Origin of the sequence: Pseudonocardia sp. Ae331_Ps2, assembly GCF_001932405.1 — a bacterium.
Classification (GTDB): Bacteria; Actinomycetota; Actinomycetes; order Mycobacteriales; family Pseudonocardiaceae; genus Pseudonocardia.
In genome coordinates, this window is the sequence record NZ_MCIM01000001.1 from 40,076 (window position 1) to 65,952 (window position 25,877).

Here is a 25,877-nt window from a genome sequence, read left to right on the forward strand (position 1 = left end):
GCGGTGCGATCAGTGGACGGGCGCGGCGCGATCGGCGGGGTCGCCGCCGAACGTGCCCGCCTCGGCAGCCGTGGCGATCTGCGCGGCGGTGTAGCCGAGCTCGCGAGCCAGGTCGGCGGTGTGCTCCCCGGCCCGGGGAAGGTCGAGGCGCAGCGGCAGCCGGCGACCGCTCATCTCCAGCGGCAGCGACGGCAGCCGGGCGGTGCGGCCGTCGGTCAGCGTCACCTCGGTCAGCGCGCCCGGCTCGTTGAGGTGCGGGTCGTCGAACAGGTCCTCGGGACGCTGGATCGGGGCGAACGGCAGCCGGGCGGCCTCGCAGAGCCGCACGGCCTCGTCGCGGGTCAGCGCGCCGAGGGTCTCGCGCAGCACCGGCAGGACGCGGTCGCGCTCGGCGACGCGCTGGGCGTTGGTCGCGAGCCCGGGGTCGGCGGCGAGCGTGTCGAGGCCGAACGCGGCGCAGAACGAGCGCCACTGGGTGTCGGAGACGACTCCGATGAAGACCTTCTCGTCGTCGCCGGTGTCGAACACGTCGTAGACCGCCCAGGCCGACAGCCGCGCGGGCATCGGCGCGGCGGCCCGCCCGGTCACGGCGTACTGGGCCATGTGCTGCCCGACGAGGAAGACGTTGTTCTCGAACAGGGAGCTGCGCACCAGCTGGCCGCGGCCGGTGGCCCGGCGCTCGTAGAGGGCGGCCATGACGCCCATCGCGGCGAACATGCCGCCCATGACGTCGTTGACCGAGGCACCGGCGCGCAGCGGACGCCCGGGCGGACCGGTCATGTAGGCGAGCCCGCCCATCATCTGGACGACCTCGTCGAGCGCGGCGCGCTCCTCGTAGGGACCGGACAGGAACCCCTTGAGGCTGCAGTAGATGAGGCCAGGATTGTCCGCGGACAGCTCCTCGTAGCCCAGTCCCTTCGCCGCGAGGCCACCCGAGCGGAAGTTCTCGGTGACGACGTCTGCGGTCGCGATGAGCCGCTTGACGTAGTCCACGCCCTCGGGCGAGCTCAAGTCGACCGAGACCGAGCGCTTGTTGCGGTTGAACATCGGGAAGAACCCGGCGCCCGATCCGGGCAGAGCACGGGTCTTGTCCCCGTCGCCGACCGGCTCGACCTTGATGACGTCGGCGCCCAGGTCGGCCAGGACCAGCCCGCAGGACGGGCCCATGACCATGTGCGAGAACTCGACGACGCGCACCCCGTGCAGGGGCAGCCGCGGTGTCCGCTGCGAGGCGTTCACGCGGCCGCCCCCGCACCGGCGTAGCGGAAGCCCTTGGTGAGGCCGGCGTCGGGGACGTGGCCGTAGAGCGGTTCGCCCGGCAGCCCCTCGACGACGACCGCGCGGGCCGCCACCAGCGCCTCGATGTCGACCCCCGTGCGCAGACCCATCGACTCCAGCAGGAAGACCAGGTCCTCGGTGACGACGTTCCCGCTGGCGCCGGGGGCGTACGGGCAGCCGCCGAGCCCGCCCTGGGAGGAGTCGAAGGTGCGCACACCCGCATCGAGGGCGGCGACGACGTTCGCCAGACCCTGGCCCCGCGTGTTGTGCAGGTGCGCCGCGCCGGCGTGCCCACCGAGCTCGGCGGACAGCCGGGTGAACAGCCTCCGCACCTGCGCCGGGTCGGCGTAGCCGGTGGTGTCGGAGAGGCCGACCGAGTCCGCGCCCATTTCGGCGGCCGCAACCGCGAGGGCGATCACGCGGTCTTCCGCAACCGGTCCCTCGATGGTGCAGCCGAACGCGGTGGAGAGCCCGACATCAACCTGCAGGCCAGGGACCTTGTCCTTCAGGGCGACGACCCGGCCGACCTGCTCGATCGCCTGCTCCGAGCCCATGCCGATGTTCGCGCGGCTGTGGGACTCCGAGACCGAGACCGGCATCGTCAGCGACCGGGCGCCCGCCGCGACGGCGTTGCGGGCGCCGACCAGGTTGGGCACCAGCGCGAGCACAGTCAGGTCCGGGATGCGCAGAGCCTCACCGACCACCGCGGCCGCGTCGGCCATCTGCGGGAGCCGCTTCGGCGAGACGAACGAGGCGACCTCGATCTCCCGCAGGCCCGCAGCGGCCAGCGCCGCGACCCAGCGGTGCTTCACCGCGGTCGGCATGGTCCGGTCCACGCTCTGCAGCCCGTCCCGCGGCCCGACCTCGCTCACGAGGACGTCCACCTCGGACGTCCGCGACGCCCGCTCCGCCGTCGCACTCATGGCCCCACCACCGTTCTGTCTGACAGAATACGCTTGCGCTAGACAGAACGGTACGGCCGGCCGATAGAACTCGTCAAGACACCTCTCCGCAGCTGATCGCATTGGGTCGTTCTGTCTGACAGAATGCAGTGCGCCAGAGCGCAACGATGACCATGCGGCGCAACGTCGCCGCGCCGAGAGGACGGTGCCGGTGTCAGCCGGAGAACAGCCGAAGGAACAGCGGGTCGAGGCCGTAGAGCGGGCGCTGACGCTGCTCGAGGCGTTCGCCGAGGGAGCGGACCGGCTGTCCCTGGCCGAGCTGGCCAGACGCACCGGCTTCTACCGCAGCACCATCCTGCGACTGGCCGCGTCGCTGCAGCGGATGGGATACCTGCACCGTGAAGCCGACGGTCACTACCGCCTCGGGCCCACGCTCTGGCGACTCGGCTCGCAGTACCAACGAGCCTTCCACCTCGCCGACTACGTGCGCCCCGCCCTCGCGACAATCAGCAAGGAGACCGGGGAAAGCGCCGCCTTCTACGTGCGCGAAGGCGACCGCCGCGTCGTCCTCTACCGCGTCAACAGCGAGCAGCCGATGCGACACCATCTGGAGGAGGGTGCCGTACTCCCGCTCGATCGAGGCGCCGGTGGCCGCATACTGACCGTCCACACGGGCGGCGACGACGACCACGCCGAGCAGATCCGGAACCAGGGCTACTACCTGTCCGACGGAGAACGGAACCCCGGGACCAGTGCGGTCGCCGTTCCTGTGTTCGGTATGGGTGGCACGTTCGTCGGTGCACTGGGCGTGGTGGGGCCGCGGCAGCGGATGGGCGGGACCCGCCCGCTGGAGATCAGGGACCTGCTGGTGCGCCACGCCGAGGATCTGTCCGTGCAGCTTGGCCGCCGATAACACCTCCACCCCCGAGAGGCCCGCAGGAATCTGCGCGAAGCGTCGGTGAGTCGGGGAGAGCGGCAGCGAACGCCGCGAGGATCCGACTGAGACCTGCGCCCTTCATCACACAGGGGATCCGTCATCAGGGGACGCACCCGACAGGTGGGTCGTGCGACTCCCCACCCCGCTGACCGCCACCGCCGCCGTCGGACCGAGCTGCGACTGAATCTGGCCGAAGGCACGCCGACTGTGGCAGCGGGGAAGACGGCGGCTCCGCTCGTCGTGCTCGCACCGGCGCGACGGGGACATGGCTGGTGACCACGGCCCGCTGAATCCGTCCCGGCCTGCAGGCGGGGCAGCCGTAGTTCACCGCGCGGATTCCTGCTGCATAGGCGAGTAGTGCCGCCTTCGTCTGCGTTGCTGTGTGTGGTTGCTGTCACTCTGGGGCGTATGGCGGCGACTGCTGAGCAGGTAGCGCGGATCCCGGCGGGGAACCTGCGGGTGCCCCGCGGAGAGTTCGCCGTGGTCTGGGCCGCCGCGCAGGATCGGACCGCGCAACAGGGCGAGCGCGGAGTCCAGAACTGGTACGCGGCCGGTGTCGTGGCGACGTGCCGGTGGCTGGCCGGTGCTGCGCACCGCACGTCGTGGGGCCAGATCCAGCAGCCGGCGGCCCCGGCAAACCGGTCGTGCGCGACGGCCCATGAGGAGCTGATCGAGGCCGAGTGCATGGCAGTCGAGCTGCCCCCGTTGCGCCAGCCAGACCTCGTGGCGGACCGTCCGGGTTGGTGCGAGGGGCCACCGTGTGGTCATCAGAGTAAGATCAGAACTTCCGGCGTCTACGCAGCTCAGACGCATGAACGTTGTGCGGCGGGCCGGGCTCGAACCGGCAACCTGACGGGTTATGAGTCCGCTGCTCTGACCAATTGAGCTACCGCCGCGGCGAGCCGGAGGATACCGGAACCGGCACACTCCGAACCGCCGTCACCCCGGTCCTCCGGCAGGGCCGGAGCACCCTCGGCATAGGGTGCCTCGGCATGCGGCTCGGTTACCTCACGCACGTCACCGGTGACGATCCGTCACGCGCCTACCGCGAGACGATCCGGCTGGCGGAGCGGGCCGAGGAACTCGGGTACGACTCGTTCTGGGTGGCCCAGCACCACGACGGTCACCTCGGCGGTCGGCTGCCGTCGCCGCTGGTCCTGCTGGCCGCGGTGGCGGAGCGGACCCGGCTGATCCGGCTCGGGACGGCGGTCGTCGCGCTGCCGCTGGAGGACCCGCGCCGGCTCGCGGAGGACGCCGCAGTGCTCGACGCCCTGTCCGGTGGGCGGCTGGAGCTGGGCGTCGGAGCGGGGGCCGATCCCGACGCGGCGCGACGCTTCGGGCGTCACCACGACGACCGGCACCGCGACACCGTCGCCGCGCTCGACGTCCTGCTGGAGACGCTGCCGACGGCGCTCGCCACGCAGCGGGTGTGGTGGGCGACGGGGTCGGCGTCGTCGGTGGACGCCGCCGCGGTCCGCGGGGTGGGAGTGCTGTCGGGCAGGCCGCCGTCGTCGCACGGCGGCGTCGTCTCCGACCTGGCCCGGTACTGGACCTACGCCCGCGGGGTCCCCCGGGTCGCGCTGTCCCGGCCGCTCCCGGCGGGCCACTCGACCGGCCGGGTCATCGACGAGCTGCTGGCCGACCCCGCGCTGCCGTGGTCGGGCGAGATCATCGTCCAGGCCCAGCCGTCGACGGTGCGGACCGACGTCCACGACGAGGTGATGGAGCGGACCGCGCGCTTCGTGCGGCCGTTCCTCGGGGTGGCCGGGCCGGCGCACGGGGCCGCGGTCGTCGAGGCGGTCGACACCGACGACGACCACCCGCCGGCGATGCGGCCGCGGCCGGTGCTGCGGCCCCACCGCTAGTACGGCCACGGCAGTTCAGGGGTTGGGTGGTCGTTCGCCGCGGCGGCGGTAGTGGCGTTCGCGGTCCTCGGTCCACGAGGTCGGCAGGCAGAGCTCCCGGTCGATCGACGACGGTCCCCGGTTCGAGGCGTAGGCCAGGGACATCCCGAGCTGGCAGCTGCCGATCGTCCCGGTGGTGCGCTGAGCCGTCGTCTGCCGGGCGGCAGACCAGCCGCCCGTGGTCAGGCCCGGCGCCGGCGATCAGACGTGAGTACGCCCCGACTTGGCCCCTGGCCGAGAACCTCGCGCGACCCCGGGGTCTGAGATCCGACGACCTGACCGTACGAGTCGACGGGGTGCGATCACGACGCACTCCGTGTTCGGTCTCGGTCCAGGATTCGTGGGTCCGGCGGCTCGTTGACCGGGTTTGCCGGTGGGCGTCCGGTCAGTGCTGCGAGGACGTCGTCCGCGGCGTCGAGGGCGACCCGACGCAATGATTCTTCGGTCTGGCCTGCGATGTGCGGGGTGATGATGACGTCGGGTCGGTTCAGCAGGGAGTGGCCCGGTGGGAGGGGTTCGACCTCGGTGACGTCGAGGGCCGCCCCGCCGAGTCGACCGGTGGCGAGTGCCTGGAGCAGTGCCTGTTCGTCGATGGTGCCGCCGCGAGAGGTGTTGATGATGACCGCGTCGGGCCGCATGGTGGCGAGTTCGGTCGCGCCGATGAGGTGCCGGGTGTCGGGGAGCAGGGGGATGTGGAGGCTGACCACGTCGGAGTCGGCCAGTAGGTGTGGGAGGGTCGCGGGGGTGCTGCCGCGGCGTCGGACCTCGTCGTCGCCCAACCCCGGGTCGTAGGCGAGTGTTCTCATGCCGAAACCGTTCTGCGCGATGCCGGCGACCTGGGCGGCGATCCGGCCGAAGCCGATGAGTCCGAGGGTGCTTCCCGCCAGTTCTCTGCCGACCAGCAGGGCGCGGGAGGTGTGCCCGCTCCCGTCCTGGTTGCAGCGGTCCGCGAGGGTCAGTTTCCGTCGGAGTGCGAGCAACAGCGCGAAGGTGTGTTCGGCCACCGAGACGAGGTTGGAGGTCGGCGTGTTGGTGACGATGACACCGGCTGCTGTCGCGGCCGAGACGTCGACGGTGTCCACTCCCACGCCGTGCCGACCGATGATCTTCAGGCGAGGGGCCGCAGCGATCTGATCGGCGGTGATGCGTCCGCTGCGCACCAGGATGGCCTCGACCTCGTCGGCGACGTCGGCGAAGCTCGTGGCCGCATCACCGTAGCCGCAGCGCACATCGGCGAGCTGTCGGAGTTTCTCGATCGCGAGCGGATGGATCGGGGAAGGGATCCAGACGAGGGGTCTCGGGTCGGGCCGTGCGTCAGGCATTGGGCGTGAGCTCCCGGCTGCGCCGGCGGGACTCTTCCTCCCGCGCGACGCGTTCTTCGCAGGTGGCGAGGACCTCCGCGGCGCGGTCGGGGTTGACGACGGCGAGTCCATCGCTGTCGCCGACGATGATGTCCCCGGGGTTGACGACGACATTGCCGACGACGACCGGTCTCTGCAGCCGGAACGGGCCGTTCTTCCACGGGCCGGCGGGAATGACCGAGCGGGCGTAGACGGGCACACCGAGGTCGGCGAGTTCGACGACGTCGCGGATCGCGCCGTCGATGACGAGTGCGGCGACCTGCAGGGCCCTGGCCTTCTCGGTCACGAGGTCGCCGATGAGGGCCCTGCCGTCGTATCCGCCGCCGTCGACGACGAGGACCTGGCCGGGGCGGATCTGTCCGAGAGCCTGGTGGATGCCGAGGTTGTCCCCGTGGGCGGTCAGGACCGTGTAAGCCTCACCGGCGAAGGGCTCGCTGTCCCACATGGACTTGAGGCCGACCGGCAGGCCGAAGCGATCCTGGGAGTCACCGATGATCGTGGTGGGGTAACCGCGCAGGGCGGCGATGATGTCCGCGGTTCCGGGTGCGTCGGTTGTCCGTGTCATTGTGCGTTCCTCAACTGGGTCGGACCTGCGCGTGGCAGGGGGCGGGCTCAACTGGTCGACTTCACGGCCAGAACGGGCACTGGACTGTGCTGGAGCAGGGACTGGGCAGTGCTCCCCATGAGGAACTTCCCGACCGGGGATCGGCGCCGCAGGCCGATCACCAGCATTCGGGCGTCGACCTGCTCGACGAGGTCGATGACTGCGCTCACCGGGTCCTGGCTCTCCGCGAGCTGGTGGATCTCCACGCTCACCCCGGCGGCCTCCACCTGCCGGCGTACCTGCTCGAGGTCGGACCGGGTGGCCAGCTGGGAGTCCATGTAAGCGCCGTGCGCGGAGTTCACGACGACGACGCCGGTCTCCCAGCGCTGCGCGTGGACGACGGCGGCGTCGACGGCCGCGTGGCCCTGCGCGGTGGGGACGAACCCCACGACGATCGGCTGCGACTCGGTGAGTGGCTCGGTGGTGTCGGACATGGCTCAGACATCCGCCTTGACCTGGTCGAGGACCGACGCGAACGAGCTCTCGGTCTGGTCCCACAGCTGCTGGGAGGCCGTGTGGTCGAGGAACGAGGGGGTGAGGTTCAGGTCCTTGAGCCGGGCCAGCGTCGCCGGGTCGTCCATGACGTCGGCGATGGTGCTCGAGAGCTTCTCGACGACCTCGTCGGGAGTGCCTGCGGGCACGACGAACCCGCGGCTCGACGCGAGCTCGAAGTCGAAGCCCTGCTCGGCGAAGGTCGGGACCTCTGGAAGGAACTCGTTGCGCGAGGCTGCCGCTACCCCGAGGACCTTGCCCTGGTTGTTGGCCACGACCTCCTGGACGTCACCGACGTTGGTCACGAGGACCTCGACGTTGCCGCCCAGGAAGGCGGTCGCCGCGGGGGCGGCGCCGTCGCTGAAGTGCACCGGGCTGAACTGCGCTCCGCTCAGCTGCTCGAAGAGCACCATGGCGACGTGGTCCTGGGTGGCGACACCCGAGGTGGCCATCCGGATCTTGCCCGGCTCGGCCTTGCCCGCGGCGACGAGGTCCTGCAGGGACTGGTACGGGCTGTCGGGGGCGACGACGAAGACCTGGGGGTCCTGCACGTACATGGCGACCGGGTCGAAGCTGTCGTGGTCGTAGGACGCACCCCGCGCCGGGTCCAGGTAGGACAGGATCGTCCCGGCGAGACTGACCGTGCTCATCGTGTAGCCGTCCGGCGAGGAGGACACCAGGGCGGAGTTGCCGACCTGGCCACTGGCACCGGGCTTGTTCTCCACGACCACCGGGCGCCCCAGCTTGTCCTCGATCCCGTCGGCGATGAGCCGGGCGCCGACGTCGGTGGAACCCCCCGCGCTGAAGCTGACGATCAGGTTGACCGGCTTGCTCGGGTAGGTGGTGGCGTCGGAGCTCCCGGTCTGCGGGGTCGCGCACCCGGCGGCCAGTGCTGCCACGAGCACCGTTGCTGTCGTGGCAAAGATCTTCTTCATGGTGTTCCTCGCTCGAGATGAGTCGGGTGGCGATGGATCGGTGGGCCTGGTGTGGGTCATGCGGCGGAGTCGACCGGCAGGTGTGCCTTGCGCTTGAGGTTGGCCCCGACGACGGAGCCGACCAGGATGACGACGGCGACGATCAGGAAGGTCAGGGCGAGCGGGCGCGTCAGGAAGATCGACAGGCTGCCCCCGGAGAGCTGCAGCGACTCCCGCAGCGCGCTCTCCAGCAGCGGCCCGAGCACCAGCGTCAACACCAGCGGAGCCAGCGGCACGTGGAGATGGCGGAAGGCCAGGCCGACGAGACCGAAGAAGATCATGACGAAGACGTCGATGATGCTGTTGTTCACCGCGTACGAGCCGATCACGATGAACGAGAAGATCAAGGCGCTGAGTACCGAGTACGGGATGGCGAGCAGCCGCGTCCACAGCCCGACGAGAGGGACGTTCAACAACAGCAGCAGGGCGTTGCCGATGAACAGGCTGGCGATGACGGTCCACACCAGGACGGGATCGTCGACGAACAGCCGCGGCCCAGGGGTGATGCCGTTCTGGAGGAACGCGCCGGCCAGGACGGCGATGGCCGGTGAGGCCGGGATGCCGAGGGTGAACAGCGGGACCAGGGCCGCGTTCGAGTGCGAGTTGTTGGCGGTCTCCGGTGCGGCGACGCCCTCGATCGCGCCGGTACCCAGCTCGCCGCGGTGCTTGGAGACCTTCCGCTCGGTGCTGTAGGCCAACAGCGACGAGATCGCCGACGTCACGCCGGGCACCAGCCCGACGACCGCGCCGATCACGGTGCCTCGCCCGATGGCGGGCGCGGCGCGGCGCACGTCGGTACGCGTGGGCACCAGGTTCCGCAGACGAGGCGCGGTCGGCCGCGCCGAGTTGCCCCCGGCGACGTAGAGCAGCTCACCGAGGCCGAAGATCCCCACCAGCACCGGGACGATGCTGATCCCGTCGAGCAGGTGCTCGCTGCCCATCGTGAACCGCGGCGCGCCTGCGACGGGGTCGATGCCGATCATGGCGATCAGCAGGCCGAGAGTCGCCGAGATCAGCCCCTTGACCAACGACCGTCCGACCAGGCCCGCCAGCAGCGCGATGCCGACGAGAATGAGACAGAAGAACTCCGGCGGCCCGATCGCCAGCCCGAGCTGCGCGAGTGGCTGCGCCGCGACGACCAGGCAGATGGTGGCGACGGTGCCACCGATGAACGATCCGATCCCCGCGATGCTCAGCGCGATGCCTGCTCGTCCCTGCTTCGTCATCTGATACCCGTCGATGCAGGTGATGGCCGATTCACCCTCGCCGGGAATGTTCAGCAGGACGCTCGTGATGGTGCCGCCGTACGCGGTGCCGTAGAAGATCGCGGCGAGCATGATGATCGCCGAAGCCGGCTCCATCCCGAAGGTCAACGGCAGCAGGATGGCGATGCCGGCGGTCGCGCCGATGCCCGGCAGGATGCCCAGCGCGGTGCCGATGAGGCACCCGATCAGCGCGTACAGCAGGTTGGCCGGGGTGGCAGCGGCGGCCAAGCCCTGCCCCAGGAACTCGAGTGTGGTCATCCCTCAGTCCCTAGTACTGCAACGGCAGTTCGGCGTGTGGTGAGAGGCTGACGGCCGTTCGGCGGTGATGATCACCGCGTGGTTGATCTTGCCGGGTGGGTGGCCTCGTTGGACGCGGTGGTGGAGCTGATCTCTGGCCGTTTCCGCAGGGTCGAGCCGCGCCGGCGGGTCGGAACCTACCTGCGAGGCCTGCTCGCGGGGCTCGAGCGGAAGAACGGCTGGACCCTCGCCGAACACGCCGGGGCGATGTCGCCGGACGGGATGCAGCGGCTGCTGCGCACCGCGGACTGGGACGTCGACGGGGTCCGCGACGACCTGCGCGGCTACGTCCTGCAACATCTCACCGACACCGCGTCGGGGGTGTTCATCGTGGACGAGACCGGGTTCATCAAGAAGGGCCTGCGTTCGGCCGGGGTGCAGCGCCAGTACACCGGCACCAGCGGGAAGATCGACAACTGTCAGCTCGGTGTGTTCCTGGCCTACGCCTCGAAGCGGGGGCGGGCGTTGATCGACCGGGAGCTCTACCTGCCGACCTCGTGGACCGAGGACCGCGAACGCTGCGAGCGCGCGGATGTCCCCGATGACGTCGAGTTCGCCACGAAACCGCAGCTGGGGACGGCGATGCTGGCCCGCACGTACGCCGCTGGGGCACTCACGTCCGGGTCGTGGGTGACCGCGGACGAGGTCTACGGGCAGAACCCGGGCTTTCGCGACTGGCTCACCGAGCGGGAGATCCCGTTCGTGTTGGCCACCCGCAATGACGACATGCTCACCAGCCCGGACGGGAATCGTCGCCCGGCCAAGGCCCTGGCCACGATCGCCGGGGCGCGTGATCTCGACACCGGGCACGACGGGTGGGAGCGCCGCGCGATCGGGCCGGGCGCGCACGGGATGCGGGTCTATGACTGGACCGCGGTTGCGCTGGCCATCGACGGCCTCCCGGCGGGTTGGGGGCACTGGCTGCTGGTGCGCCGCCAGACCGAGCCCGCAGAGGGCAAGACCATCCGTGAGCTGGCGTTCTACCGCTGCGCCGCCCCGGCGAACACGCCGCTGCGCGACCTCGTTCGAGTCGCCGGGGCGCGGTGGGCGATTGAGGAATGCTTCCAGCCCGCGAAGAACGAGGCCGGCCTCGACCACTACCAAGTCCGCTCCTACCGAGCCTGGCACGCCCACATCACCCTGGCCATGCTCACCGCGGCCTACCTCGCCGTCACCCGCGCCGCCGAACACGCACGCGAGGCCGAAAAGGGGGATCCTCAGCCAGCCGGCGCGCATTGATTCAGCTGTCGGGCAACGAGATCCGCCGTCTCCTCGCCGCGCTCGCCTTCACCCCGCTCACCTGCATCGACCACGTCATGCACTGGTCGACCTGGCGCCGTGAACGCCAACAACAGGCCCGCGACTGCCACTACCGCCGACGCGGCGAACGACCCCCGAGCTGATCAACTGCCGTTGCAGTACTAGAAGCCCAGCACACGGAGGAAGTCCAGCGACGCGGCCGGAAGGTTCACCGACAGCACGCGGGTGAAGAGGCTGAAGACCCCGAAGCTGCCGATCGCCGCGATGGCGGCGGTCAGCAGCCAGCGACGGTGCCCGACGAAGCGCAGGTGGAAGACGAGGAACAGCAGCATGCTCAGCTGGTAGCCGATCAGCGGCATCAGGATCGCCAGGACGACGAGGCTCCCGACGATCGTCGCCACCTGACGCATCCGCAGGGGCTGCTCGTCGAGTTCGGGATCGAGTCCGTCGACCTCGTCGTCCGGCATCGAGGTGGCCACGGGCCGGGTGCGCCCGGCCCGCACCTCCTCGAGAGCCCACAGCACCGACAGCACCCCCAGCAGACCCCCGAGGAGCAGCGGGAAGAACCCCGGGCCGGGGCCCAACGGCGCCCACAGCCCGAGACCCAGCGAGGCGACCACGACGACGACCGACAGGGCGATCAGAGCCCCCGGGAACAGCAGTCGCCCCCACCTCGGGCCCGGCCCGGCCCCTGGCGCCGGAGGCGCGGGATCAACCACGCCTGATCGTTCTGGTGTCACCCTTGACTCCTCGTCGATGCTCTCATACTATGAGAGCTACTATCAGCTTGTGATGGCGTCGAACGCTAGGCGGCCCCTGCCTGCTTGTCAACGCCGTCGCAGAACGTCGGCCGACAACGCAGCGGAGCGACCGACGAGGGAGGACACGATGACCGGAGAGAAGGCACCGTCGACCATGCGCTCCCTGGAGCGGTCGATCGACGTGCTGGAAGTCCTGGAGAGCGCGGGGCGACCACTCCGCCTCGCGGAGGTCGCTTCCCTCACCGACCTGCACATCGCCACGGCCCAGCGGATCCTGAGCGTCCTGGAGTCCCGCAACCGCGTCGAGCGGGACGAGTTCGGCTACCGAGCCGGGGTGAACCTGATCTTCGGAGCCAACGCCTACTTGACCACCAGTCCGCTGGTGGCGGCCGCCCGACCGGTTCTGCAGGAGCTGGCCGAACGCACCGGCCTGACGGCCTCGCTCTTCGTGCGCACCGGTTGGCACCGCGCCGTCGTCGCCCGCGTCGACGGCACCCGCCCGATCCACTACCAGCTGCCGATCGGAGCGCGACTCCCCCTACACCTCGGCGCGGGTAAGACGCTCGCCGCCTCCATGTCCGCGGAGGAGTTCGCCGCCTTCGTCGCATCCGCCGACCTGTCGTCCGACGCCACAGGCAACCCCGTCCAGCCCGAGGCGCTGCGCGCGGACCTCGAGGTCATCCGTCAGCAGGGCTTCCAAGTCGCACGCAACGAGCGACAGATCGGGTCCATGTCGATCTCCGCCCCCGTCCGCCGTCTGAAAGACCGGGAGACCGTGGGCGCGGTGACCATCGGGGCGGCCGTGGAAGACGTCAGCCAGAGCGACGTCGAGAACCTGTCGATCGAGGTACAACGGGCGGCAGCCGCAATCCGCGTCCCTTAGGCCTGCCGGTTCGAGGTCCACTTCAGGGTCGACCTGGAGGCTCTCCTTCGAGAACGACAGAGAGCGGCCGGTGGCTCCCCCTCGCCCGGCCCGAAGGCAGCCGCGTCATGCCGCGAGCGCGACGAACCAGCGCCGGGTGACGGGCGTCGAGGCGGACTGCCGGCACCAGGACCTCCCGACGCCATCTCGACACCCGCGCGCCGCGTTCCGCGGAACGCTCACCCCCGACGCGCGAGCTCGGCCAGCCACTTCTTGAGCAGCAGCGTCTCCGGCACCCCCAGGACGTCGTTGTCGTCCGGCAGCGTGAGCAGGGCCGCCGCTGCCGCGCCGACGCCCGGTTCCCCGGGCGCTCGCTCGCCCTGTCCGCCGGTGATCGCGGCGAGGGTGGCCTCCCGCACGTCGGCCGACAGCCCGGGGTCCGGGCGCGCGGTGATGATCTGGCGCAGGGTGACGCCGACGTTGGCGGCCAGGATGTGCGCCGCGGCGCGTTCCGGGGTCACGGTCAGCCGTCCCCGGCGGTCGGCCTCGCGGGTCAGGCCGAGCAGGGCCGCGGACGGTCCGTCCTGGGCCGCGGGCCGTCGTCCGGGCGTGACCTGGCCGTACATGAGGGCGTAGAAGCCGGGGTTCGCGATGCCGAACGCGACGTGGGCGTCCCATCCGTCGCGGATGTCCTGGATCGGGTCCCCGCTGGACTCCTGGGCCCGCTTCGCGGACAGGTACTGCTCGAACCCGTGCTCGACGACGGCGTCGAGCAGGCCTTCCTTGCTGCCGAAGAAGTGGTACAGCGTCGGGAGGCGCACACCGGCGGCGTCGCAGATCGCCCGCAGCGGCACGCTCTCCCCGGGCGAGGCCACGATGAGGTCGGCGGCCGCCCGCAGGAGCCGGTCCCGGGTCCCGGTCTCCGCCGGTCGATCTTCCACCGGCCCACTGTAGGGCGGCCGCGCGGCGCCGGGACGGCGACGGCGGCGCCCCGGCCGCCGTCGCGCCCCGGCGCTCACGACGACGTCCTCACCGCGTGGTGTAGCCGCCGTTGGCGAAGATCGTCTGGCCGGTGATCCAGTGCCCCTCGGTGGCGAGGAACCGCACGATCGGGGCGATGTCCTCGATCCTGGTGAGCCGCCCGCCCATCGCCTGCGACTTGTGGAACTCGACCCGCTCCGGGGTCTCCTGCGGGTAGAAGAACGGGGTGTCCATCGGACCGGGCGCGATGCTGTTCACCGAGATGCCGCGGTCGGCGAACTCCTTGGACGCGGCGCGGGTGAAGTGCTCGACCGGGGACTTCCCACCGGCGTAGGTGGAGTAGCCGTCGGTGAAGGCGGCCAGCAGCGCCGTGACGATCGTGATGATCGAGCCGTTGTCGGAGACGCTGCGGCCCGCCTCCTTGATGAAGAAGTACGCGGCCTTGGAGTTGATGTCGAACATCGAGTCGTACTCGGCCTCGGTGGTCTCCACGATCGGCTTGCGGAGCACCTTGCCGACGGCGTTGACGGCGACGTCGATCGAGCCCAGCGAGCCCGTCGCGTCCGCGAAGAGCTTCTCGACCTCCGCCGGGACGGTCAGGTCCCCCTGCAGCAGCACACCCTCGCGGCCCGCGGCCTCGACCGCCTTCAGGGTCTCCTCGGCCTCGGCGCGCGAGGACTCGGAGTTGTAGTGGATCGCGACGTTCGCCCCCGCCTCGGCGGCCTGACGGCTGATCAGGCCCCCGAGGTTCTTGCCGCCCGCGGCGACGAGCACGTTCCGGCCCTGCAACGACTGTGTGGTCATGCGCTCTCCCAGATCGAATGTATCGCTTGTATATACCTGTGTATCAGCTATACAGAGCGATGTCGACCGGGACCGCTCAGAACGCCCAGGTGCCGGTCATCAGCGCGACCCCCGTGACCGCCAGCAGTCCAACGACGACGTGTTCCCCGGTCCCGCCGGTCCGGAACCGCAGCATCCGCGGCCAGCGGATCCCCGCCAACGGCCAGAACGCGAACCGGTTCCCGTTCGAGGTCAGCTCGTCGCCGATCGCACCGATCCAGCAGCCCGCACCGGCCGCGACGCCGGTCCAGACCGCCGTCTGACCGGGCAGCAGGTACCCGGTCCCCCACCACGCCAGCAGCCCGACCGCGGCCGCGAAGACCGGCGAGTGCGACAGCCCGCGGTGCGACACCCCGGTCGCCACCCGGGACAGCCACCGGATCACCCGGCACAGCAGCCAGGTCACCGGCGGCAGCGCCCGCGCCGCGACGCTCGACGGATGGTCCAGGTCCGGCGCGAACGCGGCCAGCGCGCACACCACCACGACCACCGGCACCAGCACCGGTGGCGGCGGCACCGCCGAGCACACCGCGAGCCCCAGCACCGCACCCGACAACGCGTGCGTACGCCCCATCATCGTGACCCCCACCTTCCCCAGAAGAACACGGAACGTAACCACGCGCCACCGTCCCGGCCGGTCCCCGACACGCGTGGGACGGTCTTGACCACACCCGGTGGGCCGCGCAGGCTCGCACCGTGACGCAGTGGTGGCGCAACTGGGCGGGCAACCAGCGCACCCGTCCGATCAGGACGGTCCGGGCGCGCGACACCGGCGACGTCGTCGACGCCGTCCGCCGGGCCGCCGAACAGGGACTGCGGGTGCGTCCGCTCGGCAGCGGCCACTCCTTCACCGGGATCGGCGTGCCCGACGGCGTCGCGCTGGCGGTGCCCGCCGACCCGGCCGGGCTGCGCTGCGACGGCGCGCTCGTGACCGTCCCGGCCGGGGTCACCCTGCACACGCTCAACCGGTGGCTGTGGGCGCGCGGACGGGCGCTGCCGAACCTCGGCGACATCGATGCCCAGACCGTCGCCGGCGCGATCTCCACCGGCACCCACGGAACCGGCGCCGGGTACCGCGGCATCGCCGACGCGGTGCGCGGGCTGCTCCTCGTCGACGGCACCGGCACGGTGCACACACTCGACACGACCCGCGAGCCCGACCTGTTCGACCTGGCCAGGGTGGGGCTCGGGGCGCTCGGGGTGATCGTGGAGGTGACCCTGGAGACCGTCCCCGCGTTCCACCTGCACGCCCGCGAGAGCGCCCGCCCGCTCGCCGAGGTCCTCGACGGCCTCGACGCGCTCGCCGCGGCACACGACCACGTCGAGTTCTATTGGTTCCCGCACACCACCACCGCGGTGCTGAAGACCGACGACCGGACCGGCGCGACCGGCCCCCGCCGCAGCCGGGCCGCCGCCCTCGTCGGCGACGAGCTGCTCGGCAACGGCGCGTTCGGGCTGGTCCAGCGGGTCGCCGCGGCGGCACCGCCGCTGGTGCCGCGGCTCAACCGGGTCATGGCCGGGCAGATGGCCGCCGGGGAGTACGTGGCCCCGTCCTACGCCGTGTTCTGCAGCCCGCGCCGCGTGCGGTTCCTGGAGATGGAGTACGCCGTGCCGCGGACCGCGCTCGGTGAGGCGTTCGCCGGGCTGCGGGCCGCCGCCGCCCGGCACGCCGTGGACGTCGCGTTCCCCGTCGAGGTCCGGGTGCTCGGCGGCGACGACATCGCACTGTCCACCGCGTACGGACGCGACACCGCCTACCTCGCGGTGCACGTCCACGCGCGACGCCCGCACGAGGCGTACTTCGGCGCCGTCGAGTCGGTGCTGTCCGCACTGGACGGACGTCCGCACTGGGGCAAGCTGCACACCCGCACCGCGGAGCAGCTGCGGCCCCGCTACCCGCGGTTCGACGCGTTCGTCACCGCGCGGGACCGGCTCGACCCGGAGGGCCGGTTCCGCAACCCCTACCTCGACCGGGTCCTGGGGGTTCCGTGCACGTCGACGACCTGACCACGCCCGCGCTGCTGGTCGACGCGGCCGCGCTGGAGGCCAACCTCGCGGACATGGCGGCGCTGCTGCCCGGCCCGCGGCTGCGTCCGCACGTGAAGGCGCACAAGACGACCGAGCTGGCCCGACGACAGGCCGCGCACGGCCACACCGGGTTCACCTGTGCCACGGTGCGTGAGGTGGAGGGCATGGCCGCGGCCGGTCTGGGCACGGACCTGCTGCTGGCCAACGAGGTGCTCGACGCGCGCCGCCTCGGTGCCGTCGTGCGGTCCGGGGCCCGGGTGACACTCGCGATCGACTCCGAGCAGACGCTGCGCGCGGCCGTCGACGGCGGTGTGCGCGAGGTGCTGATCGACGTCAACATCGGACTGCCGCGCTGCGGGATCGCGCCGGCCCGCGCCGGGGCGCTCGCCGACGCCGCCCGCGCCGCCGGGCTGACCGTGCGCGGGGTGATGGGCTACGAGGGCCACCTGCAGATGCTCCCCGACGAGGCCGAACGGGACCGGCTCACCACCGAGTGCACCGACCGGCTCCGCGCGGCGCACGCCGACGTCGGCGGCGAGATCGTCTCCGGCGGCGGCACCGGGACTCACGCGGTGAACACCGCGTGCACCGAGATCCAGGCCGGGTCCTACGCGCTGATGGACACCGCCTACACCGCCGCCGGGCTGCCGTTCCGCCAGGCGCTCACCGTGCTGTCCACGGTGGTCTCGACGACCGCGCCGGACGGCGACATGCCCGGCTGGGCGGTCGCCGACGCCGGACTCAAGGCGTTCGGCATGGACCACGGCAACCCCACCGTCCCTGAGGGAAACGTGTGGTTCTGCGCCGACGAGCACCTCGTGTTCGCCGCCGACGCCCCACCGGCCACCGGCGACCGGGTGCGGATCGTGCCCGCCCACGTCGACCCCACCGTCGCCCTCCACGAGCGGATGCACGTCGTGGAGGGCGACCGGGTCGTCGACACCTGGGCGGTCGACCTGCGCGGCTGGTGAGGTCAGCCGGCGTCGATGCCGCCGCCGTCGTACAGCGACTCGACCGTGTCGGCGAACTTCTCGGTGATCGGGCGGCGCTTGAGCTTCATGGTCGGGGTGAGCTCGTCGCCGCCGGGGATCCACGGGTCGGGCACGATCGCGTACCGGCGGACGGTCTCGACCCGGGCCAGGCGCGCGTTGCCCTCCTTCACCGCGCGGGCGACCTCCTCGCGCACCGTCGGGTCGTCGTGGGCCCGGCCGGCCGCGACGTCCGGGTCCAGCGCGACCAGCGCGACGTTGTAGGGCCGGGCGTCGCCGATCACGCACAGCTGGCCGATCAGCGGGGACCGGGACTTGATCGCCGACTCCACCGCCGACGGGGAGATGTTCTTCCCCGCCGCGTTGATGATCAGCTCCTTCTTCCGGTCGACGATCCGCAGGTAGCCGTCCTCGATGACGCCGATGTCGCCGGTGCGCAGGAAGCCGTCCTCGGTGAACACCGCCGCGGTCTCCTCCGGCTTGCCGCGGTAGCCCCGCATCACGGCCTCGGACCGCATCAGGACCTCGCCGTCGGAGTCCAGGCGCAGCTCGGTCCCGGGCAGCGCGGGGCCCGCGGTGCCGACCCGGATCGCGTCGGACGGGTTGCAGGTGCACGCGGCGCAGTTCTCCGACATGCCGTAGATCTCGCCGAGCGGGACGCCGATCGCGTGGAAGAACAGCGTCAGCTCCGGCGCGCTCGGGGCGGCACCGATGTTGGCCGACCGCGCCTCGTCCAGGCCCAGTGCGGCCCGCAGCGACGCCAGGGCCGGCGCGGCGGCCTCCACCCGGGCCGCGAGCTCGGCGGGCACCGGCTCCCCGGCCTGGGTGAGCCGGGCGGCCTCGGTCCCGTCGGCGATCGCCGCCTCCACGAGCGCGCGCTCCCGCGGCTCCCTGGCCGCGACCGCGGCCTCCACCCCCGCCTTGAGCTTCTCCCAGATCCGGGGCACCGCGAAGAACGAGTGCGGGCGCACCTCGCGCAGCGCCGCGCCGATCTCCCGCGGGTTCGCGCACGTCGTGACGTCGAGGCCGAACAGGATGGCCATGTAGTACGACGCGTCCCGCTCGGCGATGTGGGCCAGCGGCAGCCAGCACACCACGCGGTCCCCGGGCCGCAGCCCGAACACCGTGCCGACGGTGCGGTTCGCGCTCATCAGGTTGCGATGGGTCAGCTCGACGCCCTTGGGCGGGCCGGTCGTCCCCGAGGTGTAGATGATCGTCAGCAGGTCGTCCGGGGTCACCGCGGCCGGCGTGGCGAGCGGCTCGGCCGTCAGCAGCGCGTCCCACCCGGTGGCGCCCTCCGGGCCGGGCCCGTCGAGGACGACGACCCGGCAGCCGGCCGCCGCAGCCGGTGCCGCCGCGACGGCGGCGAAGCTCTCCTGCACGAGCAGGACCGTGGCGCCGGAGTCGCGCAGCACGTACGCGATCTGCTCGGGCGAGGAGGTGTTGTAGATCGACACCGTGGCCGCCCCGAGCAGCACGGCGCCCAGGTCGGCGACGTGGAACTCGGGCCGGTTCTCCAGCATCAGCGCGACGACCGAGCCGTGGCCGACACCGAGCCCGGCCAGGCCGGACGCGGCGCGGCGGGCCAGCGCGTCGTACTCCGACCAGGTCCACCGGACCGCCCGGTCCCGGGTGCGCAGCGCGACCTCGTCGGGGCGTGCGGCGACGGTGTCGTGCAGGGCGTCCAGCAACGTTGCGGTCATGCTCCGGCCTCCGGGGCGATCAGGGCCGGCGCCCGTTCCGGGGACGCGGTCGCCGGGGTGAGGCCGCGCCGTGCGGACTCCTCGCGATTCTGCACGAACCCGCGTGCCTCACGGACCCTGGCGATCTCCCGGCCGACGTCGCGCCGCAGCACCCGCCACAGCTCGGCGCGGTCCACCGCCGGGTCGCGCACGCAGTCGCGGACCCAGCCCAGGAGCCGGGTCGGGCGGAAGACCTGGGTCGGTGGCCGCCGGCGGGAGAACACGTCCCACAGCTCGGTGGCGCGGTCCTCGCTCGCGGCGAACCAGCGGTAGGACGCGCGCTCCAGCGGTGAGACGTCGTCGTCACGCCCCAGGCCGTTGGCCCACTGGTACATCGGCAGGCACTGCTCGTCGCGGTCGGACTCCCAGCGCGCGAGCGCGGCGTCGAGGTCGGCCGGGTCGTCCAGGTACGGAGCGACGGCCTCGCCGAGCAGGCGGCCGAAGCGCAGCGCGTCGCGGATGCCCTGGGCGGTGACCGGGTCCTTGAAGTGACCGGCGTCGCCGGCGAGCGCCCAACCCGGCCCCTGCGAGTGCCGGAAGTACGACGGGTGGCTGCGCGAGGTGCGGACCTTCGACGCCATCGTGCAGCCGCGCAGCCGCTCGGCCAACGGCGCGATCGCGGCCACGGTCGAGGAGAACGCGCCGGTCGCGTCGCGCCGGAACTCCTCCGCGCGTTCCACCGGCGGCATGAGCAGCACGACGGACTTCCCGCCGTCGCACGGGAAGACGGTGGCGAGCTCGCGCCCCTCGCGCCACTGGGCGGCGACGCCGCGCAGCTCCTCGCGGGGGTCGTCGTAGTAGGCGAAGGCCATCATCCGCTGGTTCTCCCAGCGGTGGTGCTCGCGGGTGCCGACCAGGCGGGCGACGGTGGAGCGACGCCCGTCGGCGCCGACCACCAGCTTCGCCCGGATCTCCCCGGTGCGGTCCTCGCGGTCCTTCCAGCGGACCCCGACGACGCGTCCGTCGTCGTCGTGGAGCAGGTCGGTCACCCGGGTTGCCTCGCGGACCTCGGCCCCGGCCGCGCGAGCGGTCTCCACCAGCGCGAGGTCGAGCCCGGGGCGGCGCACGCAGGACCCGGTGGCGATGCCCTCGTAGGCACCGTAGCGACCGGTGATCTCGACCTCCGGCGTGCCGAGCGCGGCCCGCGGATGCAGCGGCGGGTCCAGCGCCAGCACCCGGTCCCTGGCCCCGAGCCGTTCCAGCTCCGCCCAGTGGTGCGGGAAGAACAGGTGGGTGGACAGCGTGTCCGAGGGGAAGGTCGCGCCGTCGAGGGCGACGACCGCACGGCCGCGGCGGGCCAGGGCGATGGCGGCGGCGGAACCCGCACAGCGGGCCCCGACGACGAGCACGTCGGTGTGGGTCTCCATGAGCAGCGACGATGGCAGTTCGGTGAGTGTTTTACAAGAGCGTTCATTCAGTGAACGCACTTCTAAAACACTGTGGTTATCCTGTCCCGGTGACGACGAGCGCAGGCACGACGGCAGCGGCGCGGGGCGAACGCCGGCGCGCCAGGACCCGGGCCGCGATCCTCGACGCCGCCGAGGAGGTCTTCCGCCGCGAGGGGCACGAGACCGCGCGGATCGAGGAGATCGCCGACCTCGCCGACGTGTCGGTGGGCTCGATCTACACCCACTTCGACGGCAAGCTCGGCCTCTACCTGACCCTGGTCGAGCGGTCGCTGGACCTGTTCGCCGCGTACATGGCGCGGACCGACGCACCCGAGCTGACCCCGCTCGGCCGGGTCCTCGCGGGGGGCGACGCCTACCTGCGCTTCCACCTGGAGCACCCGGGCGCCTTCCAGTTCCTGGCCCACCCCCGACCCGCCGGCGCGGTGCACTCGGGCGGGGGCGACATCGAGACGCGGATCCGGGAACGGGTCGGCGGCCTGCTCGACGACTTCGCCGCCCGGATCGACGCGGCCGTCGCCGCCGGGGAGGCTCGACCGGTCGACGCCGGCAGGCTCACCCGCTACCTGTGGGGCGCGTGGAACGGCGTGATCGGGCTGAGCCTGCAGCCCGACGGGCTGCGGCTCTCGCCCGACGAGGTCGCCGAGACCCTCGAGCTGGGCCGTTGGCTGCTGCGCGAGGGGCTGGCCACGGCGTCGCTGCGCGGACCGGACGGCACCGTCGGCGACCGGGTGCCCCTGCCCCGCGTCTGACCTCGGAGCAGGGTCCGTCCGCTCACACCCAGCGTTGCGCCAGCGCGGCCAGCCCGGCCGCGAACACGCCGTTCGCGAACAGCCCGGCGAGCTCGCCCTCGTCGGCCCCGTCCGCGTCGAACTCGGTCCACCACTCGCCGAAGGTGTGCCCGACCGCGGTGACCGGGGCCAGCCGGATGGTGGAGACGTAGCGGCGCACCGGGAACGGCGACTCGAGGATCTCGTAGGTGAGGGCGTGCCCGCGCTCGTCGAGTGCGGTCAGCTCCTCGACGACGGTGCCGCCGCCGTCGGCCAGTGTCAGGCGCCGCTGCGCACCGATCTCGCTGCCGGACGCGCCACGGATCAGCTCGCAGGTCGCGATCGCCGGGTGCCAGCGGTGGAGGCCACCGAAGTCACGGACGTGCGGCCACACCTCGGCCAGCGGTGCCGTGATCACGGCGCTGGAATAGGGACGGGGCATCGGGAACTCCTCCTCGGGAGTGTCAGGACTGCCGCCGCAGGTGAGGTCCTGTGCCACGTACTCGGCGGCGCGCGGGCGACCTCGCTGCCCTGTCCGGCAGGCTCCGGGCTCTCGCCCGTCCGCGCGGCGCGCAGGACCTCGGCGAGTTCGGCGTCGAGGGTGCCGATCACGTACGCGGTCCGCACACCGGAGTTCTACCGGGCCCCGGGTACCCGGGGCGAGGGTCGGAGCCCGGACGGCGCAGGGCACCATGGACACGCCCCCCTTCCGCCGGGCTCGTGACCTCGGGGCCCGTGACGTCGTTGGAGAGACATGCTCGGTCAACCGGACGACCCGCGTGGCATCGTGCTCCCGCTCGACGGGCGGCCCGGCGGAACGGAGACCGGCGCCCCCGAACGCAACGGTGGCCCGCGTCCCCTCCGCAACGGGAGTCCGCCTCCCGGCCCGGCCCTGCTGCTGAGCTGGGCCCCCACCCCGGCCGTCGACGACGACCGCACCTGGGCGACGTTGTCGGCATCGAGCGAGCTGGCGCGGCGGCTCGCGCCCGACGCGGGCCGCGGTCCCGCCGCGGGGCTCACCTTCCGGCTCGCGCTGCCCGAAGCGTTCGGCGCCGAGCCGCTGCTGCGCCTGGCCGGCGGTGAGACGGCGGCGGCGGCCCCCGGGTCGTCGGCGCTGGTGCCGGTCGCGCCCACCGCGCCCGGTGACCGGCACGGCGCCGGGCTGGGCCTGCTCACCCTGACCACCGCGGCCGAGATCGCCGCGACCGGTACCCAGACCCGGGTGCTCGACGAGCTGACCGCCGCGGTCGACCAGCTGGCGCCGTCGTGCGTGATGCGGCTGGACTCGCGGCTGCGGGCGGCCGAGGAGTCGCTGCGCGAGGCCCAGACCGAGCTGCTCGAGCGCGGCTCGCTCGTCGTCGACGGCGCCGGGACCGACAGCGGCTCCCCTTCGCGCGGGCTCGAGACGGCGGTCGCGAACCTGTCGGTGCTGCGCCACCAGACGCACGCCTGGATCGCGGGCTGGGAGCGGGCCGTCGCCGGGGCCGACCCGTCGGGCACGCCCGGCCTGGCGCTGCGCGACGCGCTCGGCGAGGTCGGCAAGCTCGGCTGGACCGGGTTCCCGGCCGCGGTGCACGGCGCCTACCAGGCGCTCGTCCTGGACGCCCGGCGCATCCTGCTCACCGCGGCGGACCACCTGCTGCGTGCCCCGAACCGGCCGTTGACCGCGCTGCGCCCCCTGGTCGAGAGCGACCTCGCGGGCCGGGCCGCCGACGTCGCGCGGCTGCACCGGCTGCTGACCACGCTGTCGACGCTGCCGCAGACCGTGCGCAAGCGCTCCGGCGGGATGATGCCGAACCTGATCGCCGACCAGGCGGCGGCCAACGCCCGCAGCCAGGCGCTGTTCACGCGGATGGCGAACGCGCTGCGCTCCCCGGTGTGGGACGGCCGCGTCGTCGTCGAGGTGCGGTCGCTCGACTCGGGCGAGCTGCAGGTGCTGCGCCCGATCTGACCCGGGACACGCCACGGCCCTCCCGTCCGGCGCGGTGCCGGACGGGAGGGCCGTGGACGGGTGTCGCGGTGGGTCAGCGGGCGACGGCCTTGGCGCGCTTGCGCGCGTCCTTCGCCGACGCCTTGGCCTGCTTGGCGGCCTCGGCACCGGCCACCGACGCGCGGTCGGCCAGGTCCGAGCCGAGCTTCGCGGCCTGGGACTGGGCCTGGGTGACCAGGGTGGAGAACCGGTCGACGTACTCGGGGGCACGCTTCTCCGCGCGGGCGGCGGCCTTGCGGGCCTGCTTCTCCCAGCGGGCGCGGCGCTTCTCGGCCTCGCGCACCCACTTGCCACCGGTGCGCCCGGCGGCCTTGCGGTACTGGGCACCCTTCTTGTCCACGAGCTTCTCGAGCTGGGCGCCCCGCTTCTCGGCCGCCTTCGCCAGCTTGGCGCCCCGCTTCTCGGCGACCTTCGCCTTCTTCTGTGCCGCCTTGGAGGTGCGCTCGGCGGCGGCCGAGAGCTGCTCGGACCAGGTGGAGGCCTTGTCCGAGGCGACCTCGGACAGGTGCGCGGCCTGCTCGGAGGCCTTGCCTCCCCACTCGGTGGCGCGCTCGCGCACGACCGGGCCGTACTCCTCGACGGCCCCGGCCAGCTTCTCCCGGCTGCCCGCGGCGGCCGCGGCGATCGAGGTGCCCGCACCGGCCAGTCCTGCGGCGAGCTGGGCACCGGTGTCCGAGCCGGAGCCGGAGAGCCGGGCCTGGGCCCGCTCGGCGGCCTTGCGCGTCCGGTAGGCGTGCGACGGCTTGCCGTGCGTGTCGGCGGCCGCGATGAGCAGCCCGCCGAGGAGGCCGACGTTCTTCAGGAAGTGGATCTGCTCGTTGGCACGCTTCTGCTGGTCGGTCTCCTCCCAGAAGCGGTGCCCGGCCAGCGTGGTCGGGACGAGCGAGGCGGCCAGCGCGGTGGCCGACAGGCGGGGGAACTTGCCCAGGGCGAGCAGGGAGCCCGCCACGATCTTCACACCGGCGTCGACCTTGACCAGGGTCTCGTTGTCCGGGCGCCGCTCCAGCGGGGCGTTCTCCACGACCTTGTCGATGGCCGGGGCGGCCTGGTCGAGGACGGGCTTGACGGCGGACGACAACGCGTCGGCATTCCGCAGCTCGTTGATTCCGCCGAAGATGAACACGGCGGCGAGGGCGGGTCGGGCTACACGTCGCAAGACTGGCATGGGGCACCTTTCCCCGGCCCGCCCGGCCGCAAACCCGGGGTGGGTGTGGCGTCACCGCCACGGGGTGGCAATCATGCCCGGGTGACGAACGGACGGCGGGCCATCGGGCTCGACATCGGAGGAACGAAGGTCGCCGGAGCGATCGTGGGCGAGGATGGCACGGTCCACGCCGAGCTGCGGCGCAACACCCCGGACACGTCCGATGCGGACACGATGACCACCCTCCTGCGGGAGATGGTCGAGGAGCTGCGCGGCGGCACCGAGGGCGCGGACGTCTGCGCGATCGGCGTCGGTGCCGCGGGGACCGTGGAGTGGCCGGTCGGCCGGATCCGCTGGGCACCCAACAACAACTACGAGAACTGGGACGTGCGCGGCCTGCTGGAGGCCTCGTGCGGGCTGCCGGTGGTCGTCGACAACGACGGCAACGTCGCCGGGCTGGCCGAGGCCCGGCTCGGCGGGACCCGCAACGACGACATGGTGCTGCTGACCGTGGGCACCGGCATCGGCGCGGGGATCGTGCTCGACGGGAAGATCTACCGCGGCCCGCACGGGCTCGGCGCCGAGGTCGGGCACATGAACGTCAACCCGGACGGCCCGAAGTGCGGCTGCGGCAACCACGGCTGCCTGGAGGCCGTCGCGTCCGGGACCGCGTTGACCCGGATGGGGCGCAGCGCCGCCCTGCACGACCCGCGGGGCATGATCGCGACCCTGGCCGAGGAGGCCGGCGGCGAGGTCACCGGCCAGCACGTGACCATGGCCGCGATGGCGGGCGACAGCACGGCGGCGTCGCTGTTCCAGCGGCTCGGACGGTCGCTGGGGATCGGCATCGCCAGCATCAACGCGATCTTCGAGTTCGAGGTCGTGCTGATCGGCGGCGGACTCGTCGACGCGGGCGAGCTCCTGCTCGAACCGGCCCGCCGGGCGGCCCGCGAGTTCCACTACGGACCGCCCGAGGTCCGCCCGATCCCGCCGGTGCTGCCCGCCACCTACAAGGGTGACGCCGGGAAGATCGGTGCGGGACTGCTGGCACTCGAGGAGACCTGATCTCGCTCCGCGACCGGACCGG

The 25,877-nt window shown here is 72.4% G+C and carries 25 protein-coding genes and 1 tRNA gene; 10 read left to right on the top strand and 16 right to left on the bottom strand.

The features are described 5' to 3' along the window. Positions 1–9: 9 nt before the first annotated feature. Positions 10–1,239, bottom strand: coding sequence for a CaiB/BaiF CoA-transferase family protein (locus Ae331Ps2_RS00175; RefSeq protein WP_020625883.1), 1,230 nt, complete (start codon positions 1,237–1,239; stop codon positions 10–12). Then, positions 1,236–2,201, bottom strand: a complete 966-nt coding sequence (locus Ae331Ps2_RS00180; RefSeq protein ID WP_020625884.1) for a hydroxymethylglutaryl-CoA lyase — start codon at positions 2,199–2,201, stop codon at positions 1,236–1,238. The genes Ae331Ps2_RS00175 and Ae331Ps2_RS00180 overlap by 4 nt, the downstream gene beginning before the upstream one ends. A 190-nt stretch (positions 2,202–2,391) precedes the next feature. On the opposite strand from Ae331Ps2_RS00180, the gene Ae331Ps2_RS00185 reads away from it, so the two are divergent. Then, positions 2,392–3,093: an IclR family transcriptional regulator gene (locus Ae331Ps2_RS00185; RefSeq protein ID WP_139318980.1), complete on the top strand. Its 702-nt coding sequence runs from the start codon at positions 2,392–2,394 to the stop codon at positions 3,091–3,093. An 845-nt stretch (positions 3,094–3,938) separates the two neighbouring features. Here the strand turns inward: Ae331Ps2_RS00185 and Ae331Ps2_RS00190 are convergent. After that, positions 3,939–4,013, bottom strand: a tRNA-Ile gene (locus Ae331Ps2_RS00190). A 96-nt stretch (positions 4,014–4,109) separates the two neighbouring features. Between Ae331Ps2_RS00190 and Ae331Ps2_RS00195 the strand changes: the two genes are divergently transcribed. Next, positions 4,110–4,982 (top strand): LLM class flavin-dependent oxidoreductase, encoded by an 873-nt coding sequence (locus Ae331Ps2_RS00195; protein WP_075311487.1) that lies wholly within the window; start codon positions 4,110–4,112, stop codon positions 4,980–4,982. A 341-nt stretch (positions 4,983–5,323) separates the two neighbouring features. Here Ae331Ps2_RS00195 and Ae331Ps2_RS00205 read toward each other — a convergent pair whose 3' ends face one another. The 5 genes from Ae331Ps2_RS00205 to Ae331Ps2_RS00225 are packed head-to-tail and all read right to left on the bottom strand — an operon-like array spanning position 5,324 to position 9,975. Beyond that, complete coding sequence (locus Ae331Ps2_RS00205; RefSeq protein WP_254864903.1) at positions 5,324–6,454, bottom strand: hydroxyacid dehydrogenase; 1,131 nt, start codon at positions 6,452–6,454, stop codon at positions 5,324–5,326. Then, the gene (locus Ae331Ps2_RS00210) at positions 6,336–6,947 is read right to left on the bottom strand and encodes an RraA family protein (protein WP_075311485.1); all 612 of its coding nucleotides are present in this window, start codon (positions 6,945–6,947) and stop codon (positions 6,336–6,338) included. Before Ae331Ps2_RS00210 ends, Ae331Ps2_RS00205 begins: the two co-directional genes overlap by 119 nt. Positions 6,948–6,994: 47 nt before the next feature. Then, positions 6,995–7,420: a universal stress protein gene (locus tag Ae331Ps2_RS00215; RefSeq protein WP_075311483.1), complete on the bottom strand. Its 426-nt coding sequence runs from the start codon at positions 7,418–7,420 to the stop codon at positions 6,995–6,997. A 3-nt stretch (positions 7,421–7,423) separates the two neighbouring features. Then, positions 7,424–8,413: a tripartite tricarboxylate transporter substrate binding protein gene (locus tag Ae331Ps2_RS00220; RefSeq protein WP_043280325.1), complete on the bottom strand. Its 990-nt coding sequence runs from the start codon at positions 8,411–8,413 to the stop codon at positions 7,424–7,426. A 56-nt stretch (positions 8,414–8,469) separates the two neighbouring features. After that, positions 8,470–9,975 (bottom strand): tripartite tricarboxylate transporter permease, encoded by a 1,506-nt coding sequence (locus Ae331Ps2_RS00225; RefSeq protein WP_020625892.1) that lies wholly within the window; start codon positions 9,973–9,975, stop codon positions 8,470–8,472. A gap of 78 nt (positions 9,976–10,053) precedes the next feature. Between Ae331Ps2_RS00225 and Ae331Ps2_RS00230 the strand changes: the two genes are divergently transcribed. Beyond that, on the top strand, positions 10,054–11,253 hold the full coding sequence (locus Ae331Ps2_RS00230; protein ID WP_075310206.1) for an IS701 family transposase: 1,200 nt from the start codon (positions 10,054–10,056) through the stop codon (positions 11,251–11,253). Beyond that, a complete protein-coding gene (locus Ae331Ps2_RS31735; RefSeq protein ID WP_170917006.1) occupies positions 11,250–11,417 on the top strand; it encodes a hypothetical protein in 168 nt (55 codons plus the stop codon). Before Ae331Ps2_RS00230 ends, Ae331Ps2_RS31735 begins: the two co-directional genes overlap by 4 nt. Before the next feature lie 18 nt (positions 11,418–11,435). Here Ae331Ps2_RS31735 and Ae331Ps2_RS00235 read toward each other — a convergent pair whose 3' ends face one another. After that, the gene (locus Ae331Ps2_RS00235; RefSeq protein ID WP_158071470.1) at positions 11,436–11,993 is read right to left on the bottom strand and encodes a tripartite tricarboxylate transporter TctB family protein; all 558 of its coding nucleotides are present in this window, start codon (positions 11,991–11,993) and stop codon (positions 11,436–11,438) included. A 169-nt stretch (positions 11,994–12,162) separates the two neighbouring features. Here Ae331Ps2_RS00235 and Ae331Ps2_RS00240 point away from each other — a divergent pair, with 169 nt between their 5' ends. Beyond that, positions 12,163–12,918 (top strand): IclR family transcriptional regulator, encoded by a 756-nt coding sequence (locus Ae331Ps2_RS00240; protein ID WP_075311479.1) that lies wholly within the window; start codon positions 12,163–12,165, stop codon positions 12,916–12,918. A 218-nt stretch (positions 12,919–13,136) separates the two neighbouring features. Here Ae331Ps2_RS00240 and Ae331Ps2_RS00245 read toward each other — a convergent pair whose 3' ends face one another. From Ae331Ps2_RS00245 to Ae331Ps2_RS00255, 3 genes are all read right to left on the bottom strand, one after another. Beyond that, entirely contained in the window at positions 13,137–13,838 is a 702-nt protein-coding gene (locus tag Ae331Ps2_RS00245; RefSeq protein ID WP_075311477.1) for a TetR/AcrR family transcriptional regulator, read from the bottom strand. 88 nt (positions 13,839–13,926) lie between these two features. Next, positions 13,927–14,682: an SDR family oxidoreductase gene (locus tag Ae331Ps2_RS00250; RefSeq protein WP_020627460.1), complete on the bottom strand. Its 756-nt coding sequence runs from the start codon at positions 14,680–14,682 to the stop codon at positions 13,927–13,929. A 76-nt stretch (positions 14,683–14,758) separates the two neighbouring features. After that, positions 14,759–15,298, bottom strand: a complete 540-nt coding sequence (locus Ae331Ps2_RS00255; RefSeq protein WP_139318978.1) for a metal-dependent hydrolase — start codon at positions 15,296–15,298, stop codon at positions 14,759–14,761. Positions 15,299–15,417: 119 nt separating this feature from the next. Here Ae331Ps2_RS00255 and Ae331Ps2_RS00260 point away from each other — a divergent pair, with 119 nt between their 5' ends. Together Ae331Ps2_RS00260 and Ae331Ps2_RS00265 are read left to right on the top strand one after the other, a co-directional pair. Next, positions 15,418–16,728, top strand: a complete 1,311-nt coding sequence (locus Ae331Ps2_RS00260; RefSeq protein ID WP_020627459.1) for a D-arabinono-1,4-lactone oxidase — start codon at positions 15,418–15,420, stop codon at positions 16,726–16,728. After that, positions 16,710–17,720 (top strand): alanine racemase, encoded by a 1,011-nt coding sequence (locus Ae331Ps2_RS00265; protein ID WP_075311473.1) that lies wholly within the window; start codon positions 16,710–16,712, stop codon positions 17,718–17,720. The genes Ae331Ps2_RS00260 and Ae331Ps2_RS00265 overlap by 19 nt, the downstream gene beginning before the upstream one ends. A 2-nt stretch (positions 17,721–17,722) precedes the next feature. Here Ae331Ps2_RS00265 and Ae331Ps2_RS00270 read toward each other — a convergent pair whose 3' ends face one another. Next, positions 17,723–19,441 carry a long-chain fatty acid--CoA ligase gene (locus Ae331Ps2_RS00270; RefSeq protein ID WP_075311471.1) on the bottom strand — a complete coding sequence of 573 codons (1,719 nt, stop codon included), beginning with the start codon at positions 19,439–19,441 and terminating at the stop codon, positions 17,723–17,725. Then, on the bottom strand, positions 19,438–20,847 hold the full coding sequence (locus tag Ae331Ps2_RS00275; RefSeq protein ID WP_075311469.1) for an NAD(P)/FAD-dependent oxidoreductase: 1,410 nt from the start codon (positions 20,845–20,847) through the stop codon (positions 19,438–19,440). Before Ae331Ps2_RS00275 ends, Ae331Ps2_RS00270 begins: the two co-directional genes overlap by 4 nt. Positions 20,848–20,936: 89 nt before the next feature. Here Ae331Ps2_RS00275 and Ae331Ps2_RS00280 point away from each other — a divergent pair, with 89 nt between their 5' ends. Continuing rightward, positions 20,937–21,638, top strand: a complete 702-nt coding sequence (locus Ae331Ps2_RS00280) for a TetR/AcrR family transcriptional regulator (protein WP_075311467.1) — start codon at positions 20,937–20,939, stop codon at positions 21,636–21,638. A 22-nt stretch (positions 21,639–21,660) separates the two neighbouring features. Here the strand turns inward: Ae331Ps2_RS00280 and Ae331Ps2_RS00285 are convergent, their stop codons facing one another. Next, positions 21,661–22,098, bottom strand: a complete 438-nt coding sequence (locus tag Ae331Ps2_RS00285) for an SRPBCC family protein (RefSeq protein WP_075311465.1) — start codon at positions 22,096–22,098, stop codon at positions 21,661–21,663. Between the two features lie 312 nt (positions 22,099–22,410). Here Ae331Ps2_RS00285 and Ae331Ps2_RS00290 point away from each other — a divergent pair, with 312 nt between their 5' ends. After that, positions 22,411–23,607 carry a hypothetical protein gene (locus Ae331Ps2_RS00290; protein ID WP_075311463.1) on the top strand — a complete coding sequence of 399 codons (1,197 nt, stop codon included), beginning with the start codon at positions 22,411–22,413 and terminating at the stop codon, positions 23,605–23,607. A gap of 73 nt (positions 23,608–23,680) precedes the next feature. Here Ae331Ps2_RS00290 and Ae331Ps2_RS00295 read toward each other — a convergent pair whose 3' ends face one another. Further along, positions 23,681–24,802 carry a DoxX family protein gene (locus Ae331Ps2_RS00295; RefSeq protein ID WP_158071469.1) on the bottom strand — a complete coding sequence of 374 codons (1,122 nt, stop codon included), beginning with the start codon at positions 24,800–24,802 and terminating at the stop codon, positions 23,681–23,683. A 90-nt stretch (positions 24,803–24,892) separates the two neighbouring features. Here Ae331Ps2_RS00295 and Ae331Ps2_RS00300 point away from each other — a divergent pair, with 90 nt between their 5' ends. Next, positions 24,893–25,855 carry an ROK family protein gene (locus Ae331Ps2_RS00300; protein WP_020626789.1) on the top strand — a complete coding sequence of 321 codons (963 nt, stop codon included), beginning with the start codon at positions 24,893–24,895 and terminating at the stop codon, positions 25,853–25,855. Positions 25,856–25,877 lie beyond the last annotated feature (22 nt).

Excerpts from the sequence above, each read along its gene's own strand:
- Ae331Ps2_RS00180 (WP_020625884.1), bottom strand. The coding sequence starts at position 2,201 with ATGAGTGCGACGGCGGAGCGGGCGTCGCGGACGTCCGAGGTGGACGTC.
- Ae331Ps2_RS00195 (WP_075311487.1), top strand. The coding sequence starts at position 4,110 with ATGCGGCTCGGTTACCTCACGCACGTCACCGGTGACGATCCGTCACGC.
- Ae331Ps2_RS00205 (WP_254864903.1), bottom strand. The coding sequence starts at position 6,454 with ATGGACTCGCCGTCGTCAACCCCGACCGCGCCGCGGAGGTCCTCGCCA.
- Ae331Ps2_RS00210 (WP_075311485.1), bottom strand. The coding sequence starts at position 6,947 with ATGACACGGACAACCGACGCACCCGGAACCGCGGACATCATCGCCGCC.
- Ae331Ps2_RS00215 (WP_075311483.1), bottom strand. The coding sequence starts at position 7,420 with ATGTCCGACACCACCGAGCCACTCACCGAGTCGCAGCCGATCGTCGTG.
- Ae331Ps2_RS00220 (WP_043280325.1), bottom strand. The coding sequence starts at position 8,413 with ATGAAGAAGATCTTTGCCACGACAGCAACGGTGCTCGTGGCAGCACTG.
- Ae331Ps2_RS00225 (WP_020625892.1), bottom strand. The coding sequence starts at position 9,975 with ATGACCACACTCGAGTTCCTGGGGCAGGGCTTGGCCGCCGCTGCCACC.
- Ae331Ps2_RS00240 (WP_075311479.1), top strand. The coding sequence starts at position 12,163 with ATGACCGGAGAGAAGGCACCGTCGACCATGCGCTCCCTGGAGCGGTCG.
- Ae331Ps2_RS00250 (WP_020627460.1), bottom strand. The coding sequence starts at position 14,682 with ATGACCACACAGTCGTTGCAGGGCCGGAACGTGCTCGTCGCCGCGGGC.
- Ae331Ps2_RS00255 (WP_139318978.1), bottom strand. The coding sequence starts at position 15,298 with ATGATGGGGCGTACGCACGCGTTGTCGGGTGCGGTGCTGGGGCTCGCG.
- Ae331Ps2_RS00270 (WP_075311471.1), bottom strand. The coding sequence starts at position 19,441 with ATGACCGCAACGTTGCTGGACGCCCTGCACGACACCGTCGCCGCACGC.
- Ae331Ps2_RS00275 (WP_075311469.1), bottom strand. The coding sequence starts at position 20,847 with ATGGAGACCCACACCGACGTGCTCGTCGTCGGGGCCCGCTGTGCGGGT.
- Ae331Ps2_RS00285 (WP_075311465.1), bottom strand. The coding sequence starts at position 22,098 with ATGCCCCGTCCCTATTCCAGCGCCGTGATCACGGCACCGCTGGCCGAG.
- Ae331Ps2_RS00290 (WP_075311463.1), top strand. The coding sequence starts at position 22,411 with ATGCTCGGTCAACCGGACGACCCGCGTGGCATCGTGCTCCCGCTCGAC.